Raw genomic sequence first — 16,789 nt, 5'->3', positions numbered from 1 at the left:
CCGGGCCCCGCGTACGCACGCGGGGCCCGGTGCCGTTTCGCGCGCGGGTCCCGATTCGCGGGCGCAAGGGGGAACTTGCACTTCCTGACGCTTTGTCGACTTGGGAACTGGCCCCGGAGGGCCGGTAGTTCTACGTTTACGTCACAGTTGCATCCCCGCATGGCGGGCAACTGGTGATCTTTCGGGCATCGCACGCGCAACGTCCTTGACGCGTATGCGGAAAGTCGGAAGGGTGACAGGCTGCATGCGTATCTCTGGGGCGTGTGCGCACGGGGGCCGGTTGAGTGACACGCCGCTCCCGCTGCCCGAAGCCCCGAGCGCTGCTCCAATGACGAGATGAGCTACTGGGGGTAGCAGCCAGATGACCAAGAAGACGCGGATCCGTGTAGCGCGTATAGCGGCCGGCGCGGTGATCGCGGCCGGCGCGTCGCTCACCGCGGCGGGCGCCGCTTCCGCCGTGGGTGTGTCCTTCGGGGCCGAGGTCAACGACGGCACGATCGAGGTCCAGGCCGGCGTTCAGGGCGGCGAGGAAGGCGAGGACGGCGGCGCCGACGGCGGCGTCGACGCCGGCACCTCGACCGGTACGTCCACGGGCACCTCGACGGGTACGTCCACCGGTACCTCCACGGGTACGTCCACGGGCACGTCGACCGGTACCTCGACGGGCACGTCGACCGGTACGTCCACCGGTACCTCGACGGGCACGTCCACGGGCACCTCGACGGGTACGTCGACCGGTACCTCGACGGGCACGTCCACGGGCACGTCGACCGGTACCTCGACGGGCACGTCCACGGGCACCTCGACGGGTACCTCGACCGGTACGTCCACGGGCACCTCGACCGGCACCTCGACCGGTACGTCCACGGGCACGTCCACCGGTACCTCGACGGGCACGTCGACCGGCACGTCGACCGGCACCTCGACCGGTACGTCCACCGGTACCTCGACGGGCACGTCCACCGGTACCTCGACGGGCACGTCGACCGGCACGTCGACCGGTACGTCGACCGGTACCTCGACCGGCACGTCCACCGGCACCTCGACCGGCACGTCCACCGGCAACACCAGCCAGGGCGGCAACAACGGTGGCCAGGGTGACAACGGCGGCAACAACGGTGGCTCCGCCACCAACGGTGGCAACAACGGTGGCTCCTCCACCGACGGTGGCACCGGCACCTGCACCGTCGACCTCGACGGCGCCGAGTGCGTGAGCAACAACCCCGACACCGACAACGCCGGCTCGCAGCCCGTCGAGCAGGGCAAGGCCAAGGAGGAGCTGGCCGAGACCGGCGCCGCCGAGACCTCGTTCCTGATCATCGGCGCCGCGACCATGATCGCCGGTGGCATCGGCTTCCGGATGCTGCCGCGTCTGGTCGGCGGTGGCCGCGCCGCCGTCTGAGGCGAGCGCTAGCGCCGACGCGCGTACACGCGTACGAGAGGGCCGGGGGGCGTACCCCCGGCCCTCTCTTCGCGTTCTCGGTCTCCGGCTCGCGTGCGAGCCGCCTGCGGGCTCCGCGCGGGTGCTACACGGTCTGCAGTGCCGCCAGCAGGGCCATCGTCGCCAGCAGGGCGATCACCAGGGCCAGCACCATCGCCGGGGTCAGGCCCGTCGACGGACCCAGTCGCTCCCGGTTCGCGCGGCAGACGGGGCAGCGACCCTCCGCGACGGGGGCCGCGCAGTTGGCGCACACCAGTCGGTCATACGTCATGCGCTCTCCTCCTCCCGCTTCCGCACAGCGGTCCACACGGGGTTCACACCAACGACAACGCCCGGTGGCACCCGAGCGTTCCCCCTACCACTGTGCCAGCTCCGACGCGTTTCGGCGCGCCCCGTCGGATTACACCCGGAACGCAACGCTTCCGCCCCGGAGGGCGAAAAGGATAAACCGCGCAAGCCGGGACCGCGACTGCGCGGGTCATCCCGGGTCGCGTAAGGTCGCGCACACCTACTCCCGGCCGACCGTGGTGCATCCGTGATCCGATTCGACAATGTCTCCAAGTCCTATCCGAAGCAGAACCGCCCCGCGCTCCGGGATGTATCCCTGGAGATCGAGAAGGGGGAGTTCGTCTTCCTCGTCGGTTCCTCCGGCTCCGGAAAGTCGACTTTCCTCCGGCTGATCCTGCGCGAGGAGCGCTGCAGCCACGGCCAGGTGCACGTCCTCGGCAAGGACCTCGCCCGGCTCTCCAACTGGAAGGTGCCGCAGATGCGGCGCCAGCTCGGGACCGTCTTCCAGGACTTCCGGCTGCTGCCCAACAAGACCGTCGCCGAGAACGTCGCCTTCGCGCAGGAGGTGATCGGCAAGCCGCGCGGCGAGATCCGCAAGGCCGTGCCCCAGGTCCTCGACCTCGTCGGCCTCGGCGGCAAGGAGGACCGGATGCCCGGCGAGCTCTCCGGTGGTGAGCAGCAGCGCGTCGCCATCGCCCGGGCCTTCGTCAACCGGCCCATGCTGCTCATCGCGGACGAGCCCACCGGCAACCTCGACCCGCAGACCTCCGTCGGCATCATGAAGCTGCTCGACCGGATCAACAGGACAGGGACCACCGTCGTCATGGCGACCCACGACCAGAACATCGTCGACCAGATGCGCAAGCGCGTCATCGAGCTCGAGAAGGGCCGCCTCGTCCGCGACCAGGCGCGCGGCGTCTACGGATACCAGCACTGAGCAGGTAGGGGACAGATCACCATGCGCGCTCAGTTCGTGCTCTCCGAGATCGGCGTCGGCCTTCGCCGCAATCTCACGATGACCTTCGCCGTCATCGTCTCCGTGGCCCTCTCGCTCGCCCTGTTCGGCGGTGCGCTGCTCATGCGCGAGCAGGTCAGCACGATGAAGGACTACTGGTACGACAAGGTCAACGTCTCCATCTTCCTCTGCAACAAGAACGACGCGGCCACCTCCCCCAAGTGCGCCAAGGGTGCGGTGACCGCGCAGCAGAAGGAGCAGATCCAGGCCGATCTGAAGAAGATGGACATCGTCGAGACCGTCCACCACGAGACGACCGACGAGGCCTACAAGCACTACAAGGAGCAGTACAGCGACACCGCCATCGCCTCGGTCATCACGCCCGACCAGATGCAGGAGTCGTTCCGGGTCAAGCTCGACAACCCGGAGAAGTACAAGGTCGTCGCCACCGCCTTCGCCGGCCGGGACGGCGTGGAGTCCGTCCAGGACCAGCGCGGCATCCTGCAGAACCTCTTCGACCTGATGAACGGCATGAACGTCGCCGCCCTCGGCGTCATGGGGCTGATGCTGGTCATCGCGCTGATGCTGATCGTCAACACGGTGCGCGTCTCCGCCTTCAGCCGACGGCGCGAGACCGGCATCATGCGGCTGGTCGGCGCCTCCAGCTTCTACATCCAGATGCCGTTCATCATGGAGGCCGCCTTCGCCGGTCTCCTCGGCGGCGCCGTCGCCTGCGTCATGCTCCTGGTCGGCCGGTACTTCCTCATCGACCACGGCATCGCGCTCGCCGACAAGATGCAGCTGGTCAACTTCATCGGCTGGGACGCCGTGCTCGCGAAGCTGCCGCTCGTCCTCGCCATCGGCTTGCTGATGCCGGCCCTTGCTGCCTTCGTGGCGCTGCGCAAGTACCTGAAGGTGTGACAAGGACCCCGCTGTCACTCGTGGCGCCGTACGGTCAACCACCGTACGGCGCCATTGCTTTGTCCTAGAGTGAGCGCCATGCCTACCGGCCCCGAACCAAGTCCGCGGCCCCGCGTACTGCGCGGGGCCGCCCTGACGCTGGTCTTCGCCGGAGTGCTCGCGACGGCCGCGGCCACCGGGGTCCTGCCGCGGCAGGAGCCCACCGCCCTCAAGCGCGCCCCGCAGGCCGCGCCCGCCCGGGACCGGGACACCGTCGACCCCGCCGACCTCTCCCGTGCCGCCGCCGAGGCCATGGCCGACGGGAAGTCCGGCAAGCAGGCCGCCGAGGACTTCGTCAGCCGCAGCGGGGACCGCTGGGGCGCGGTGTACGGCAAGGCCGAGTTCGAGGAGTTCGCGCAGGCCCTCGACGGTTCGTACACCGGCGTCGGGCTCTCCGCGCGCAAGGCCGGGGCGGACCGGATCGAGATCTCCCGCGTCCAGGCGGGCGGACCCGCCGCCAAGGCCGGGCTGCGCGCCGGCGACCGGCTCGTCACCGTCGACGGGCGCTCCCTGGCCGGGCTCTCCGTCTCCGAGGTCGTCGCCCTGCTGCGCGGCGACGGCGCCGAGCGGGCCGGCTCCACCGTCGCCCTCGGTGTCGAGCGCGGCCGGTCCGCCTGGACCGAGACCCTGACCCGGGCCCGGCTCGCCAGCGACGACGTCACCGTCCGGCGCCTCGACGACGGGGCGGTACTGATCAAGGTGACCGCCTTCACCAAGGGCGTCGGCGAGCGGGTGCGGGAGGCGGTACGCAGCGCCCCGGCCGGCGCCGGTGTCCTCCTGGACCTGCGGGGCAACGCCGGCGGTCTGGTCGCCGAGGCCACCGCGGCCGCCTCCGCCTTCCTCGACGGCGGTCTGGTCGCCACGTACGACGTCGACGGCGAGCAGCGCGCGCTGTACGCGCAGAGCGGCGGCGACACCGCCCGGCCCGTGGTGACGCTGGTCGACGGCGGCACCATGAGCGCGGCCGAGCTGCTCACAGGCGCCCTGCAGGACCGCGGGCGGGCCGTCACCGTCGGCTCGCGCACCTTCGGCAAGGGCGCGGTGCAGATGCCGAGCACGCTGCCCGACGGCTCCGTCGCCGAGCTGACCGTCGGCCACTACCGCACCCCGGCGGGACACGGCGTCGACGGCCTCGGCATCACCCCCGACCTGGTGGTCGGCGACAGCGGGGGCGGGCGGGCCGAGGAGCGGGCGAGAACAGTATTGAGTGGCCTCGGAGGGGGCTCGTAGTGCGAAAATGGCCGCACTATGGCAAAGGGACTCGTGAACGTGCAGGGCAAGCCTGCCAAGAAGAAGGACCAGGACAAGGGTCCTGAGCGCAAGCTCATCGCGCAGAACAAGAAGGCGCGCCACGACTACCACATCATCGACACCTACGAGTGCGGTGTGGTGCTCATGGGCACCGAGGTGAAGTCGCTCCGGATGGGCCGTGCGTCGCTGGTCGACGGCTTCGTCCAGATCGACCGGGGCGAGGCGTGGCTGCACAACATCCACGTCCCGGAGTACTCCCAGGGCAGCTGGACCAACCACTCGGCGAAGCGGAAGCGCAAGCTGCTGCTGCACCGCGCGGAGATCGACAAGCTGGAGTCGAAGTCGCAGGAGACGGGTCACACGATCGTGCCCCTCGCCCTGTACTTCCTCAACGGCCGGGTCAAGGTCGAGATCGCGCTCGCCAAGGGCAAGAAGGAGTACGACAAGCGGCAGACGCTGCGGGAGAAGCAGGACACCCGCGAGACGAGCCGGGCGATCGCGGCGGCCAAGCGGCGCCAGCGGGCGGCCCAGCTCACGTAGGGACCGCGAACGCGCGCAGGGCCCCGTTAAGTCGCTGGCAACCGTACGCGGTCGTCACGTACGATGGGTCACGCACCTCACAGCGGGTGCGCGCCTTGAAAAATCAACATGGGGATGATCGGTTTCGACAGCGGATGTCGAAGCAGGGGAAGCGTGTCGAGGAAGCGGCAATGATCTCGTTAACCATATGTCGCAACCAATAATCGCCAACACCAAGCGCGATTCCTTCGCCCTCGCTGCCTAAGTAGCGACTTGCGAAGTGTCAGCCCGGGGGTGATCCCGACCCGGATCCTGGCATCATCAAGGGATCTAAACTCCTAGACCCGGTCACGGGGCCTGGGAGGAAATCAAACAGTGACTGAGCCCGTCGGAGACTTGTCCGCGTGATCTCCGGGGCTGAGAAAATCGCAGCGGACTGCACACGGAGAAGCCCTGGTTCCGCACCGTTGGACGCGGGTTCGATTCCCGCCATCTCCACTCATCCCATGTGGGCACGGGCCCGGCAGTCGTCACGACGACCGCCGGGCCTTTGTCGTGCCCGGGTGCTCACAGCAGTTGTGCGGGTCCGGTGAGAGCTAGGTTCCGTACCCGTCACTTCACGCCACCGGCGCCGAAACGCGGCTTCCCTAGCGTCAGCGCACAGAGGTCCAGAGCATCTGGACGCTCGGGACCCGACACCGTGGAGGTACGTGATGGGCGGCCGGTGGATCGAACGCTGGGAGCCGGAGGACGAGACCTTCTGGCGCGAGCAGGGCGAGAAGATCGCCCGGCGCAATCTCCTCTTCTCCGTGCTCTCCGAGCACATCGGATTCTCGATCTGGAGCCTGTGGTCCGTGATGGTCCTTTTCATGGGACCGCAGTACGGGATCGACCCGGCGGGCAAGTTCTTCCTGATCGCGACCGCGACCTTCGTCGGGGCGCTGATCCGCGTCCCGTACACCTTCGCCGTCGCGCGGTTCGGCGGCCGCAACTGGACGATCGTCAGCGCGCTGCTGCTCCTGCTGCCGACCGGCGTCGCCTACGCGGTGATGGAACCGGGCACCTCGTACGGCACCTTCCTGCTGGTCGCCGCGCTCACCGGGGTCGGCGGCGGCAACTTCGCCTCCTCCATGACCAACATCAACGCCTTCTTCCCTCTTCGGAAGAAGGGCTGGGCGCTCGGGCTCAACGCGGGCGGCGGGAACATCGGCGTCCCCGTCGTCCAGCTCGTCGGGCTCCTCGTCATCGGCACCGCCGGGGCGATGCACCCGCGGATCGTCCTCGGCGTGTACATCCCGCTCATCGTCGTCGCCGCCCTGTGCGCGGCGCTCTTCATGGACAACCTCGCCCCGGTGAAGAACGACACCGGCGCCGCGAAGGAGGCCGTGCGGGCCGGCCACACCTGGATCATGGCCTTCCTCTACATCGGCACCTTCGGCTCCTTCATCGGCTACAGCTTCGCCTTCGGGCTCGTCCTGCAGACCCAGTTCGGGCGCACCCCGCTCCAGGCCGCCTCGCTCACCTTCATCGGGCCGCTGCTCGGCTCGCTGATCAGGCCCGTCGGCGGCTCCCTCGCCGACCGGTACGGCGGCGCCCGCATCACGCTGTGGACCTTCGCCGCGATGGCCGCGTCGACCGGGGTCGTGGTCTACGCGTCGGTCGCCGAGTCGCTCGCCGTCTTCCTCGTCGGCTTCATCGGGCTCTTCGTCCTCAGCGGGCTCGGCAACGGCTCCACGTACAAGATGATCCCCGCGATCTTCCTCGCGCAGGGGCACCGCAAGGGCCTCTCGGGCGAGGCGGCGGAGGCGTACGGCCGCAGGCTCTCCGGAGCCTCCATGGGGCTGATCGGGGCCGTGGGCGCGCTCGGCGGGCTCGGCATCAACCTGGCCTTCCGGCAGTCCTTCCTGGCCGCGGGCACCGGCACCGCCGCCTTCGTCGCCTTCCTGCTCTTCTACGCGGCCTGCATGGTCGTGACCTGGGCGGTATACCTTCGCCGGCCGGCGGCCGTACCGGACACGGCGGAGGGCGTCGAGGGCACGGACGGTGCCAGCGAGAAGGCACGGCAGCTCGGTTACGCCGAGGTGTGATCCCCCAGTGGTCCGTAACGGGCAGGAAATCCAGGTGAACCGCATCCGTCACGCTTTCCCGTCAGGCTCGGCTCCCATGGACGAGCAAGAGCAGGGGCCCCTCGCGGGGTTCACCGTGGGGGTCACCGCGGCACGGCGAGCCGACGAGCTGGGCGCGCTGCTGCGCCGCAGGGGCGCGGTCGTGACGCACGGCCCGGCGCTGCGGATCGTGCCGCTCGCGGACGACACGGAACTGCTCGCCGCCACGAAGGACATCATCGACCACGCCCCGGACGTCGTCGTCGCCACGACGGCGATCGGCTTCCGGGGCTGGGTCGAGGCGGCGGACGGCTGGGGCCACGGCGAGGCACTCCTCGACCGCCTGCGGGGGGTGGAGCTGCTCGCCCGCGGCCCCAAGGTCAAGGGGGCGGTACGGGCCGCCGGTCTCACCGAGTCGTGGTCGCCGTCCTCGGAGTCCATGGCCGAGGTCCTCGACCGGCTGCTCGCCGAGGGCGTGGCGGGGCGGCGGATCGCGCTCCAGCTGCACGGGGAGCCGCTGCCGGGGTTCGTGGAGGCGCTCACGGCGGGCGGTGCGGAGGTCGTCGGCGTACCGGTCTACCGGTGGATGCCGCCCGAGGACATCGGCCCGCTCGACCGGCTCCTGGACGGGGTCCTGGCGGGCGCGCTCGACGCGGTGACCTTCACCAGCGCCCCGGCCGCCGCCTCGCTGCTGTCCCGCGCGGAGCACCGGGGCGCGCTGCCCGAGCTCCTCGCGGCCCTGCGGCACGACGTGCTCGCGGTGTGCGTGGGTCCGGTGACCGCGCTGCCGCTCCAGGCGCACGGCATCGACACCCTCCAGCCCGAGCGCTTCCGGCTCGGTCCACTGGTGCAGCTGCTCTGCCAGGAGCTGCCCGCCCGGGCGCGCAGCCTGCCGGTGGCCGGCCACCGGATCGAGATCCGGGGCCACGCGGTCCTCGTCGACGGCCTGCTGCGCCCGGTCCCGCCGGCCGGGATGGCCCTGCTCGCGGCCCTGGCCCGGCGGCCCGGCTGGGTGGTCTCCCGCCCCGACCTGCTCAGGGCCCTGCCCGGCGCGGGCCGGGACGAGCACGCGGTGGAGACGGCGATGGCCCGGCTCCGGACGGCCCTCGGCACCCCCAAGCTCATCCAGACGGTCGTCAAGCGCGGCTACCGGCTCGCCCTGGACCCGGTCGCGGACACGAAGTACGACGGGTAGGGGCGTGCGGTGGGGCCGTGCGCCCTCAGCCGATCACTTCGATCTCGCAGCGCGCGGCGCCGCAGCGGCTCAACCGGGCGTCGCCTGTGACCAGCGGGCAGGCGAAGGCCTCGGCGGCCGCGATGTACGCCGCGTCATAGCCGGACACGTTCTCTCGCAGCTCCCACATGCGGGGCAGGAGCCGCTTCACCTCGATCGTCTCGACAGCGGTGTCGGCAAGGGCGGCCACGGCGGAGTCGGCGCGCTGCTGAGTGATCTTCCTGCCCAGCAGACGCCCACGGACAGCGTGGAACACCTCGGTGAAGAGGTGCTCGGGTGCCGCCCAATGAGGGTCACGCATCAGGCGTGCCCTGGCCGCCTTGCCCGCGACATCGTCGTCGGTGAGAGCCACCAGGTACACGGAGGCGTCCACGACGATCACCTGGCGCGCTCCTCACGCGCGTCCGCGATCTCGGCGACCGCTTCGGCCGTCGTGGCGCGCGTGCCATCGGTGCGGTCCTCGAACGAGCGCAGCAGGGCGATGTTGTTCGCCCTGGCCGCCTCGTTCGTGACCAGGGCCAGCAGGTAGGCCTGCAGGGACTGCCCCAGCTGCTGGGCGCGGTCGGCCAGTATGTCGCGGATCTCGTCCGGTACGTCCCGAATCTGGAGAGCAACCATGCATGCATAATGCATGCACGACGCCGGCTCTGTCCACTGCTCCTCGCTCGTGCTCCGCGGCGACTCCGTGCCGCGGGGCTAGCCGCCCCGGCTGTTCCGGAGCACTCTGGTGCCATGACCGTACGGTTCGACTCCGGCCGGATCAGCCTGGACCTGGCCGCCCAACCGCTCGGCGAACCCCGGGCGCTCGACCACTTCCTGCGCGCCGCCGGACTCGTCCCCGCCGCCACGACGCTCCGCGCGCTCGACATCCTCTGGGTCGTCCGCTTCCGCGAACTGCGCGACTGCGTAGCCGAACTGGCCCACGCACAGCTCGACGGCCGCCGCGCCGACCGCGCACTGGCGCGCCTCAACGCCCTCGCCGCCGCCTCCGCACCACCCGCGCCCCGCGCCGTGCGCACCGAAACCGGCGGGCTCGTACGGGCGTTGGACGCCGAACCCGACTGCCGCGCCCTGCTCGCCGCCGTCGCACGGGACGCCGTCGACCTGCTCACCGACCCCACCGCCCGCGCCCAGTTGCGCCGTTGCGAGCGCGACGACTGCCGCCGCTGCTACCTGGACACCTCGCGCGGGCGCCGCCGCCGTTGGTGCTCCAGCGAAACCTGCGGCAACCGCGAGCGCGTTGCCCGGCATCGGGCAGCCCGAAGAGCGGACACGGTCGTCTGAGGGATCGCGAAAAAAGTTCGCGCGCCGTTGAGTCGAACCCGCACCCCGCTCCGTACCCCTGCACGACAACAAGGACTCGACCGGGGAGGTTCAGGTGCGCAAGGATGCGGCCGTGGCCGATGAACGTCCGCATCGGGCCCGGCATCGCAGCGAGACGTCGCGGGTCCGCCCCGACGTCCCCGACGAGGAGTTGATGCGTGCGCTCTATCGCGAACATGCCGGTCCCCTGCTCGCCTACGTACTCCGTCTCGTCGCCGGCGACCGCCAGCGCGCCGAGGACGTCGTGCAGGAGACGCTCATCCGTGCCTGGAAGAACGCCGGCGCGCTCAACCGGGCGACCGGCTCCGTCCGACCTTGGCTGGTGACGGTTGCCCGGCGCATCGTCATCGACGGACACCGAAGCCGGCAGGCCCGGCCGCAGGAGGTCGACCCGTCACCGCTCGAGGTCCTGCCCGCGGAGGACGAGATCGACAAGGCTCTGTGGCTGATGACGCTCTCTGACGCGCTCGACGACCTGACCCCCGCCCACCGGGAAGTGCTGGTCGAGACCTACTTCAAGGGGCGTACGGTCAATGAGGCGGCCGAGACCCTCGGCATACCCGCAGGGACGGTGCGTTCCCGGGTGTTCTACGCACTGCGTTCGATGAAGCTCGCGCTGGAGGAGAGGGGGGTATCGGCATGAGCAACGACATGACACCGCCGCACGACGCGGCGGGCGCGTACGTGCTGGGCATCCTGGACGACGTCGACGCCGCCGCCTTCGAGGCGCACCTGGTGGACTGCGACGTGTGCGCCGCGCACGTCGAGGAGTTCGCCGGGATGGAGCCGATGCTCGCCATGCTGGCGGACGCCGAGGCCCAGGGCGCGCCCCGCCCACCGCTCCTCGATCCCTACACCGACGAGGCCTTCGACGCCTTCGCGCCCCGCCCGCCGTCGCCCGCCGCCGCTCCCGGCCCGCCGATGTCCCCGCCGCTGCCCCGGCCGCGTCGCACACCCGCCGAGCCGATCGCCGTCGCCCCCGCGCCCGAGCTGCTCGACCGGCTGATCGACGAGGTCGGCGCCAAGCGCGCCGCGCGACGCCGCCGCTCGCTGTACCTCGTCGCGGCCGCCGCGATCCTGGTCGTCGGCGGTCCCGCCGTCGCCGTCGTCGCCACCTCCGGCGGGGACAGGAGCAGCCAGGCCGTCGCACCGCACCCGCACCCCACCAGCCCGGCCGAGGACGCCTTCTTCCACCACATGGACGAGAAGATCCAGGCCACCGACCCGACGACCAAGGTCAGCGCCACCGTCGGCCTGGAGAAGAAGGGCTGGGGCACCCACACCGTCCTGGAGCTCAAGAACGTCAAGGGCCCGCTGAAGTGCCGGCTGGTCGCCGTCTCCAAGAGCGGTGAGGAGGAGGTCGTGACCTCCTGGGCCGTGCCCAAGTGGGGGTACGGCATCCCCGGAGCCACCCAGGAGTCCGCCAAGAACCCGCTCTACGTCCACGGTGGCGCGGCCATGGACCGGGGCGACATCGACCATTTCGAAGTCCGGACCTTCGACGGCGAACGCCTCGTGGAGGTCGAGGCCTGACATTTCGGCCCCCTGTGGCGTACGCTCGACGGCTGCCCAGTGCACGTCAGAAGGGGGCCTCAGTGGCCGCGCAGGAAGCCGTGGAGGCCGTGGACGCCGCCATGGACGCCACCGACTCGGTCCGGGACCGTGAGATCGGTGTCGAGCAGGAACATCTGGACAAGGTCTACCGCCGCCTCGAGGAGAAGATCCACGAGGCGGAGTTCCTGATGAACGACGCCGCCAAACGCGGCCAGGTCGGCACCCCCGGCGCGCTCGCCGAGCGGGACGCCCAGGTGTTCCGGGCCGGGGTGCACCTCAACCGGCTCAACAACGAGTTCGAGGACTTCCTCTTCGGCCGGATCGACCTGCTGTTCGGCAAGGACGGCAAGAAGGGCCCCGACGGCGCGTACACCTCCGTCGAGCCCGCCGAGGACGCCGTACGGCCCGACAACACGGCCGAGATCGGCGAGACCCTCCACATCGGCCGGATCGGCGTCCTCGACTCCGACTACTCCCCGCTCGTCATCGACTGGCGGGCGCCCGCCGCCGCGCCCTTCTACCGCTCCACGCCGGTCGACCCCGGCCGTGTGGTGCGGCGCCGCGTCATCCGCTCCAAGGGCCGCAAGGTCCTCGGTGTCGAGGACGACCTGATGCGCCCCGAGCTGACCGCGACCCTCGACGGACGCGCGCTGCCGGTGATCGGCGACGGCGCCCTGATGGCCGCGCTCGGCCAGGCCCGCAGCCACACCATGCGCGACATCGTCTCCTCCATCCAGGCCGAGCAGGACCTGGTCATCCGCGCGCCCGCCGCCTCCGTCACGTACGTCGAGGGCGGCCCGGGCACCGGCAAGACGGCGGTCGCCCTGCACCGCGCGGCCTACCTGCTCTACCAGGACCGGCGCCGCTACGCGGGCGGCATCCTGATCGTCTCCCCGACACCGCTGCTCGTGTCGTACACCGAGGGCGTGCTGCCCTCGCTCGGCGAGGAGGGCCAGGTCGCCATCCGCGCGCTCGGCTCCCTCGCCCAGGACGCCGTCGGCGCGGAGGCCACCACCTACGACGAACCGGCCGTCGCCCGGGTCAAGGGCTCCTCCCGGATGCTCGCGGTGCTCCGCAAGGCCGCCCGCGGCGCCCTGGAGAGCCCGGCGCCCGCGCGGCAGGCCCAGCTCGCCCTGGACGACGACGACACGGCCGCCGCGACCGCCCCCGCCGGCACGCCCACCCGCCTCCGGGTCGTCGCCTTCGGGCGCCGCCTGGAGCTGGAGGGCGACGAGCTCCAGCGCATCCGGCACAACGTCCTCGGCGGCTCCGCGCCCGTCAACCTGCTGCGCCCGCGCGCCCGCAAGCTGCTGCTCGACGCCCTGTACGCCAAGTCCGGCGCGGCCGGACGGCACAGCGACCCCGAACTCGCCGCCGAGCTGCGCTCCTCCTTCGACGAGGACGTCTCCACCGAGGACGCCTTCCTGTCCTTCCTCGACGCCTGGTGGCCCGAGCTGACCCCGCGCCAGGTCCTCGACGCGATGGCCGACGAGAAGCGCCTCGGCCGCTGGGCCCGGCGTGTCCTCAACCCGGGCGAGGTCCGCCGGGTCGCCCGCTCGCTGCGCCGCGAGGGCTACTCCGTGCACGACGTGGCGCTCCTGGACGAGCTGCACACCCTCCTCGGCACGCCCGCCAGACCGCGCAAGAAGCGGGAGTACGACCCGCTGGACCAGCTGACGGGCCTGGAGGAGCTGATGCCCGTACGGGAGGAGACGCAGCGCGAGCGGGCCGAACGGCTCGCGGCGGAGCGCACCGAGTACGCGCACGTCATCGTCGACGAGGCGCAGGACCTGACGCCCATGCAGTGGCGGATGGTCGGCCGCCGCGGCCGCACCGCGACCTGGACGGTCGTCGGCGACCCGGCGCAGTCCTCCTGGTCGAACCCGGACGAGGCGGCCGAGGCCCGCGACGAGGCGCTCGGCAGCCGCCCGCGCCGCCGCTTCGAGCTGACCGTGAACTACCGCAACCCGGCCGAGATCGCCGAGCTGGCCGCCAAGGTGCTCGCTCTCGCCATGCCCGGCAAGGAGTCGCCCCGCGCGGTCCGCTCGACGGGTGTGGAGCCCCGCTTCGTGGCGCTGCCGGACAAGGGCGATCTGGCCGAAACCGTACGGGCGGAGGCCCGCCGGCTGCTCGAACGGGTGGACGGCACGGTCGGTGTCGTGGTCGCCATGAACCGCCGCGAACAGGCCGCCGGCTGGCTTGCCGAGCTCGGCGACCGGGTGGTGGCGCTGGGCTCGCTGGAGGCCAAGGGTCTGGAGTACGACGCCACGGTGGTGGTCTCGCCCGCGGAGATCGCGGACGAGTCCCCGGCCGGCCTGCGGGTGCTGTACGTGGCGCTGACCCGCGCCACCCAGCAGCTGACGGTGGTCTCGGGCGCCCGTGACGTACCGGACGAGGCGGGGGTCCCGGACCTGCTGAGGGACTGACCGGGGCGGCGCCGGTCTCCAGGGCTGAACAGCCCCGGTCGCGGCCGATCGGGGTCGATCGGGGCTGTTCAGGGCTGATTTCAGGTCAACCTGCGTCGCAGGAATCACTTACCAGGGTGGTTTGTTAGCCTGTCTATGGCACCGGCTCGATCCAAGCCCCCGGGCCCAACCTTCGTCCCTTAGAGGGACCACTTGCCGCGAGGCGAGCATGGCGGGTCGGTGCCATCTTGGACGTACATACAGAAGAGGTCCGCGTCACCCACGGGTGATCGCGGACCTCTTCTGTTTCCCCATGGTTTCTCGTATGGTGGAAACTACTTTCCGAAAACAATATGACCGCATTACCTGCTACCGGCTGGTAGGTGCGACGATCGGAGGGCGCCGCCGGGCAACCAGCCGGGGCGGCGTAGCAACGAAGCTAGGGAAAGCAGAGGAACTCGGCCATGGCAACGGCGCCCAGCGTCTCGTACTCGATGACGGTCCGGCTGGAGGTTCCCGCCAGCGGGACCGCGGTCTCCCAGCTCACCACCGCGGTGGAGTCCCACGGCGGTTCCGTCACCGGCCTCGACGTGACCGCCTCCGGCCACGAGAAGCTCCGGATCGACGTCACCATCGCCGCGACCTCCACCGCGCACGCCGACGAGATCGTCGCGCAGCTGCGCACCATCGAGGGCGTCGTCCTCGGCAAGGTCTCCGACCGTACGTTCCTGATGCACCTCGGTGGCAAGATCGAGATGGCGTCCAAGCACCCCATCCGCAACCGTGACGACCTCTCCATGATCTACACCCCGGGCGTGGCCCGGGTGTGCATGGCGATCGCCGAGAACCCCGAGGACGCCCGCCGCCTCACCATCAAGCGCAACTCCGTCGCAGTCGTGACGGACGGCTCCGCGGTCCTCGGCCTCGGCAACATCGGCCCCAAGGCCGCCCTGCCCGTCATGGAGGGCAAGGCGGCCCTCTTCAAGCGCTTCGCCGGCATCGACGCCTGGCCGATCTGCCTGGACACCCAGGACACCGACGCCATCGTCGAGATCGTCAAGGCCATCGCCCCCGGCTTCGCGGGCATCAACCTGGAGGACATCTCCGCGCCCCGCTGCTTCGAGATCGAGGCGCGGCTGCGCGAGGCCCTCGACATCCCGGTCTTCCACGACGACCAGCACGGCACCGCGATCGTCGTCCTCGCCGCCCTCACCAACGCCCTGCGCGTGGTGGGCAAGGGCGTCGGCGACGTACGGGTCGTCATGTCCGGTGCGGGCGCGGCCGGTACGGCCATCCTGAAGCTGCTCCTCGCGGCGGGCGTCAAGCACGCCGTCGTCGCCGACATCCACGGCGTCGTGCACGCCGGGCGCGAGGACCTGGTCGAGGCCGCGCCGGGCACCCCGCTGCGCTGGATCGCCGACAACACCAACCCCGAGGGCGTCACCGGCACCCTCAAGGAGGCCGTCGTCGGCGCGGACGTCTTCATCGGCGTCTCGGCCCCGAACCTGCTCGGCGCGGACGACGTCGCCGCCATGGCGGACGACGCGATCGTGTTCGCGCTCGCGAATCCGGACCCCGAGGTGGACCCGGCGATCGCCCGCCAGACGGCCGCCGTCGTGGCCACCGGCCGCTCGGACTTCCCCAACCAGATCAACAACGTGCTGGTCTTCCCGGGTGTCTTCCGCGGTCTGCTCGACGCCCAGTCCCGCACGGTCAACACGGAGATGATGCTGGCGGCCGCCGCGGCCCTCGCCGACGTCGTCACCGAGGGCGAGCTGAACCCGAACTACATCATCCCGTCGGTCTTCAACGACAAGGTCGCGGGCGCGGTCGCGGGCGCCGTCCGTACGGCCGCGAAGGCGGCCGGCGCGGGCGCCGGCGACAACGGGACGAACGGGCTCTGACAGGCCGTCGGAGGGCCGTGTGGGGCCGTACGAGGCCCCACGTCGGTCCGACGCCGGTCCGATGTCCGGACGGACATCGGCCGGACGTCGGCCCCCGCGCCCGGCGCGTCGCGCGTCGCGGGGCCGTAAACCCGCCTCTAGGGTGGCTGTTCGGCTCCAAAGAGTTTCGGCGGAGTCGACGGAACGTCACCACGCCGGAGGCCGTGGCGCTTTTCGTGTGACCCCAGAGAGTGCTGGATTGGCGTTCCCGCCGCTGGTGGGGGCAGGATGCCTATTCGGGCGCGAGGGTCTGTCAGCAGACCCGGGTCCGGGGACTGTCCGAGGGCCCTGGCAGCATCGGCATCGCTGTGCCCACTATGCGGCTCCGCCGCGTGGCACGCCTCACAGGCAAGAAGAACACGGGAGTAACAACATGAACCGCAGTGAGCTGGTGGCCGCCCTGGCCGACCGCGCCGAGGTGACCCGCAAGGACGCCGACGCCGTGCTGGCCGCTCTCGCCGAGACCGTCGGCGAGGTCGTCGCCAAGGGCGACGAGAAGGTCACCATCCCCGGCTTCCTGACCTTCGAGCGCACCCACCGTGCCGCTCGCACCGCTCGTAACCCGCAGACCGGCGACCCGATCAACATCCCGGCCGGTTACAGCGTGAAGGTCTCCGCGGGCTCGAAGCTCAAGGAAGCCGCCAAGGGCAAGTAAGGCGCCAAGGGCCTGGAAGCGGGCCTGAAGCGACAGAAGGGGGGGGCCCCCCCCCCCGGGGGGGGGGCCCGGGGGGGGGCCCCGGGGGGGGGCCCCCCCCCCCCCCCCCCCCCCCGGGGGGGACAACACCCCCCCGCCCCGGCGCGCGACCCGAGC

Annotated in this window: 16 protein-coding genes and 1 other RNA gene; 14 read left to right on the top strand and 3 right to left on the bottom strand. The window is 71.0% G+C overall.

Going from position 1 to position 16,789, the window contains the following annotated elements:
- Positions 1–361: 361 nt before the first annotated feature.
- The gene (locus ACF09C_RS20235; protein ID WP_392092932.1) at positions 362–1,402 is read left to right on the top strand and encodes an LPXTG cell wall anchor domain-containing protein; all 1,041 of its coding nucleotides are present in this window, start codon (positions 362–364) and stop codon (positions 1,400–1,402) included.
- A gap of 124 nt (positions 1,403–1,526) precedes the next feature.
- Here the strand turns inward: ACF09C_RS20235 and ACF09C_RS20230 are convergent, their stop codons facing one another.
- Positions 1,527–1,712, bottom strand: a complete 186-nt coding sequence (locus ACF09C_RS20230; RefSeq protein ID WP_392092930.1) for a hypothetical protein — start codon at positions 1,710–1,712, stop codon at positions 1,527–1,529.
- 264 nt (positions 1,713–1,976) lie between these two features.
- Between ACF09C_RS20230 and ftsE the strand changes: the two genes are divergently transcribed.
- The 7 genes from ftsE (at position 1,977) to ACF09C_RS20195 (ending at position 8,714) form a co-directional block, all read left to right on the top strand.
- A complete protein-coding gene (ftsE, locus tag ACF09C_RS20225) occupies positions 1,977–2,666 on the top strand; it encodes a cell division ATP-binding protein FtsE (protein ID WP_260229593.1) in 690 nt (229 codons plus the stop codon).
- 21 nt (positions 2,667–2,687) lie between these two features.
- Positions 2,688–3,605, top strand: coding sequence for a permease-like cell division protein FtsX (ftsX, locus tag ACF09C_RS20220; protein WP_362423403.1), 918 nt, complete (start codon positions 2,688–2,690; stop codon positions 3,603–3,605).
- Between the two features lie 78 nt (positions 3,606–3,683).
- The gene (locus ACF09C_RS20215; RefSeq protein ID WP_392092928.1) at positions 3,684–4,874 is read left to right on the top strand and encodes a S41 family peptidase; all 1,191 of its coding nucleotides are present in this window, start codon (positions 3,684–3,686) and stop codon (positions 4,872–4,874) included.
- An 18-nt stretch (positions 4,875–4,892) separates the two neighbouring features.
- The gene (gene smpB / locus ACF09C_RS20210) at positions 4,893–5,435 is read left to right on the top strand and encodes an SsrA-binding protein SmpB (protein ID WP_392092926.1); all 543 of its coding nucleotides are present in this window, start codon (positions 4,893–4,895) and stop codon (positions 5,433–5,435) included.
- A gap of 110 nt (positions 5,436–5,545) precedes the next feature.
- Positions 5,546–5,915: a transfer-messenger RNA gene (gene ssrA / locus ACF09C_RS20205) on the top strand.
- 212 nt (positions 5,916–6,127) lie between these two features.
- Positions 6,128–7,501, top strand: coding sequence for a nitrate/nitrite transporter (locus ACF09C_RS20200; RefSeq protein ID WP_392092925.1), 1,374 nt, complete (start codon positions 6,128–6,130; stop codon positions 7,499–7,501).
- 76 nt (positions 7,502–7,577) lie between these two features.
- Positions 7,578–8,714, top strand: a complete 1,137-nt coding sequence (locus ACF09C_RS20195) for a uroporphyrinogen-III synthase (protein ID WP_392092923.1) — start codon at positions 7,578–7,580, stop codon at positions 8,712–8,714.
- Between the two features lie 25 nt (positions 8,715–8,739).
- Here the strand turns inward: ACF09C_RS20195 and ACF09C_RS20190 are convergent, their stop codons facing one another.
- Positions 8,740–9,135, bottom strand: a complete 396-nt coding sequence (locus tag ACF09C_RS20190) for a type II toxin-antitoxin system VapC family toxin (RefSeq protein ID WP_392092921.1) — start codon at positions 9,133–9,135, stop codon at positions 8,740–8,742.
- Complete coding sequence (locus ACF09C_RS20185; protein ID WP_392092919.1) at positions 9,132–9,371, bottom strand: hypothetical protein; 240 nt, start codon at positions 9,369–9,371, stop codon at positions 9,132–9,134. The genes ACF09C_RS20190 and ACF09C_RS20185 overlap by 4 nt, the downstream gene beginning before the upstream one ends.
- A gap of 114 nt (positions 9,372–9,485) precedes the next feature.
- Between ACF09C_RS20185 and ACF09C_RS20180 the strand changes: the two genes are divergently transcribed.
- From ACF09C_RS20180 to ACF09C_RS20155, 6 genes are all read left to right on the top strand, one after another.
- Entirely contained in the window at positions 9,486–10,037 is a 552-nt protein-coding gene (locus ACF09C_RS20180; RefSeq protein ID WP_392092917.1) for an ABATE domain-containing protein, read from the top strand.
- A gap of 94 nt (positions 10,038–10,131) precedes the next feature.
- Positions 10,132–10,719, top strand: a complete 588-nt coding sequence (locus tag ACF09C_RS20175; protein ID WP_362423382.1) for a sigma-70 family RNA polymerase sigma factor — start codon at positions 10,132–10,134, stop codon at positions 10,717–10,719.
- The gene (locus tag ACF09C_RS20170) at positions 10,716–11,609 is read left to right on the top strand and encodes a zf-HC2 domain-containing protein (RefSeq protein WP_392092916.1); all 894 of its coding nucleotides are present in this window, start codon (positions 10,716–10,718) and stop codon (positions 11,607–11,609) included. The genes ACF09C_RS20175 and ACF09C_RS20170 overlap by 4 nt, the downstream gene beginning before the upstream one ends.
- A gap of 101 nt (positions 11,610–11,710) precedes the next feature.
- Complete coding sequence (locus ACF09C_RS20165) at positions 11,711–14,056, top strand: HelD family protein (protein WP_392093017.1); 2,346 nt, start codon at positions 11,711–11,713, stop codon at positions 14,054–14,056.
- Between the two features lie 443 nt (positions 14,057–14,499).
- Positions 14,500–15,939, top strand: a complete 1,440-nt coding sequence (locus ACF09C_RS20160; RefSeq protein WP_392092914.1) for an NAD-dependent malic enzyme — start codon at positions 14,500–14,502, stop codon at positions 15,937–15,939.
- A 412-nt stretch (positions 15,940–16,351) separates the two neighbouring features.
- Entirely contained in the window at positions 16,352–16,633 is a 282-nt protein-coding gene (locus tag ACF09C_RS20155; protein ID WP_017237029.1) for an HU family DNA-binding protein, read from the top strand.
- The last annotated feature ends 156 nt before the right edge of the window (positions 16,634–16,789 follow it).

The organism is Streptomyces sp. NPDC014870, from assembly GCF_043081505.1.
Taxonomy (GTDB): Bacteria; Actinomycetota; Actinomycetes; order Streptomycetales; family Streptomycetaceae; genus Streptomyces.
Note: the sequence above shows the minus strand (reverse complement) of the source record. Positions and strands in the feature narration are given on the sequence as shown.

Coding starts and splice junctions, on each gene's coding strand:
- ACF09C_RS20200 (WP_392092925.1), top strand. CDS start 6,128: ATGGGCGGCCGGTGGATCGAACGCTGGGAGCCGGAGGACGAGACCTTC.
- ACF09C_RS20180 (WP_392092917.1), top strand. CDS start 9,486: ATGACCGTACGGTTCGACTCCGGCCGGATCAGCCTGGACCTGGCCGCC.
- ACF09C_RS20235 (WP_392092932.1), top strand. CDS start 362: ATGACCAAGAAGACGCGGATCCGTGTAGCGCGTATAGCGGCCGGCGCG.
- ACF09C_RS20215 (WP_392092928.1), top strand. CDS start 3,684: ATGCCTACCGGCCCCGAACCAAGTCCGCGGCCCCGCGTACTGCGCGGG.
- smpB (WP_392092926.1), top strand. CDS start 4,893: ATGGCAAAGGGACTCGTGAACGTGCAGGGCAAGCCTGCCAAGAAGAAG.
- ACF09C_RS20165 (WP_392093017.1), top strand. CDS start 11,711: ATGGACGCCACCGACTCGGTCCGGGACCGTGAGATCGGTGTCGAGCAG.
- ACF09C_RS20195 (WP_392092923.1), top strand. CDS start 7,578: ATGGACGAGCAAGAGCAGGGGCCCCTCGCGGGGTTCACCGTGGGGGTC.
- ACF09C_RS20155 (WP_017237029.1), top strand. CDS start 16,352: ATGAACCGCAGTGAGCTGGTGGCCGCCCTGGCCGACCGCGCCGAGGTG.
- ACF09C_RS20185 (WP_392092919.1), bottom strand. CDS start 9,371: ATGGTTGCTCTCCAGATTCGGGACGTACCGGACGAGATCCGCGACATA.
- ACF09C_RS20170 (WP_392092916.1), top strand. CDS start 10,716: ATGAGCAACGACATGACACCGCCGCACGACGCGGCGGGCGCGTACGTG.
- ftsX (WP_362423403.1), top strand. CDS start 2,688: ATGCGCGCTCAGTTCGTGCTCTCCGAGATCGGCGTCGGCCTTCGCCGC.
- ACF09C_RS20160 (WP_392092914.1), top strand. CDS start 14,500: ATGGCAACGGCGCCCAGCGTCTCGTACTCGATGACGGTCCGGCTGGAG.
- ACF09C_RS20230 (WP_392092930.1), bottom strand. CDS start 1,712: ATGACGTATGACCGACTGGTGTGCGCCAACTGCGCGGCCCCCGTCGCG.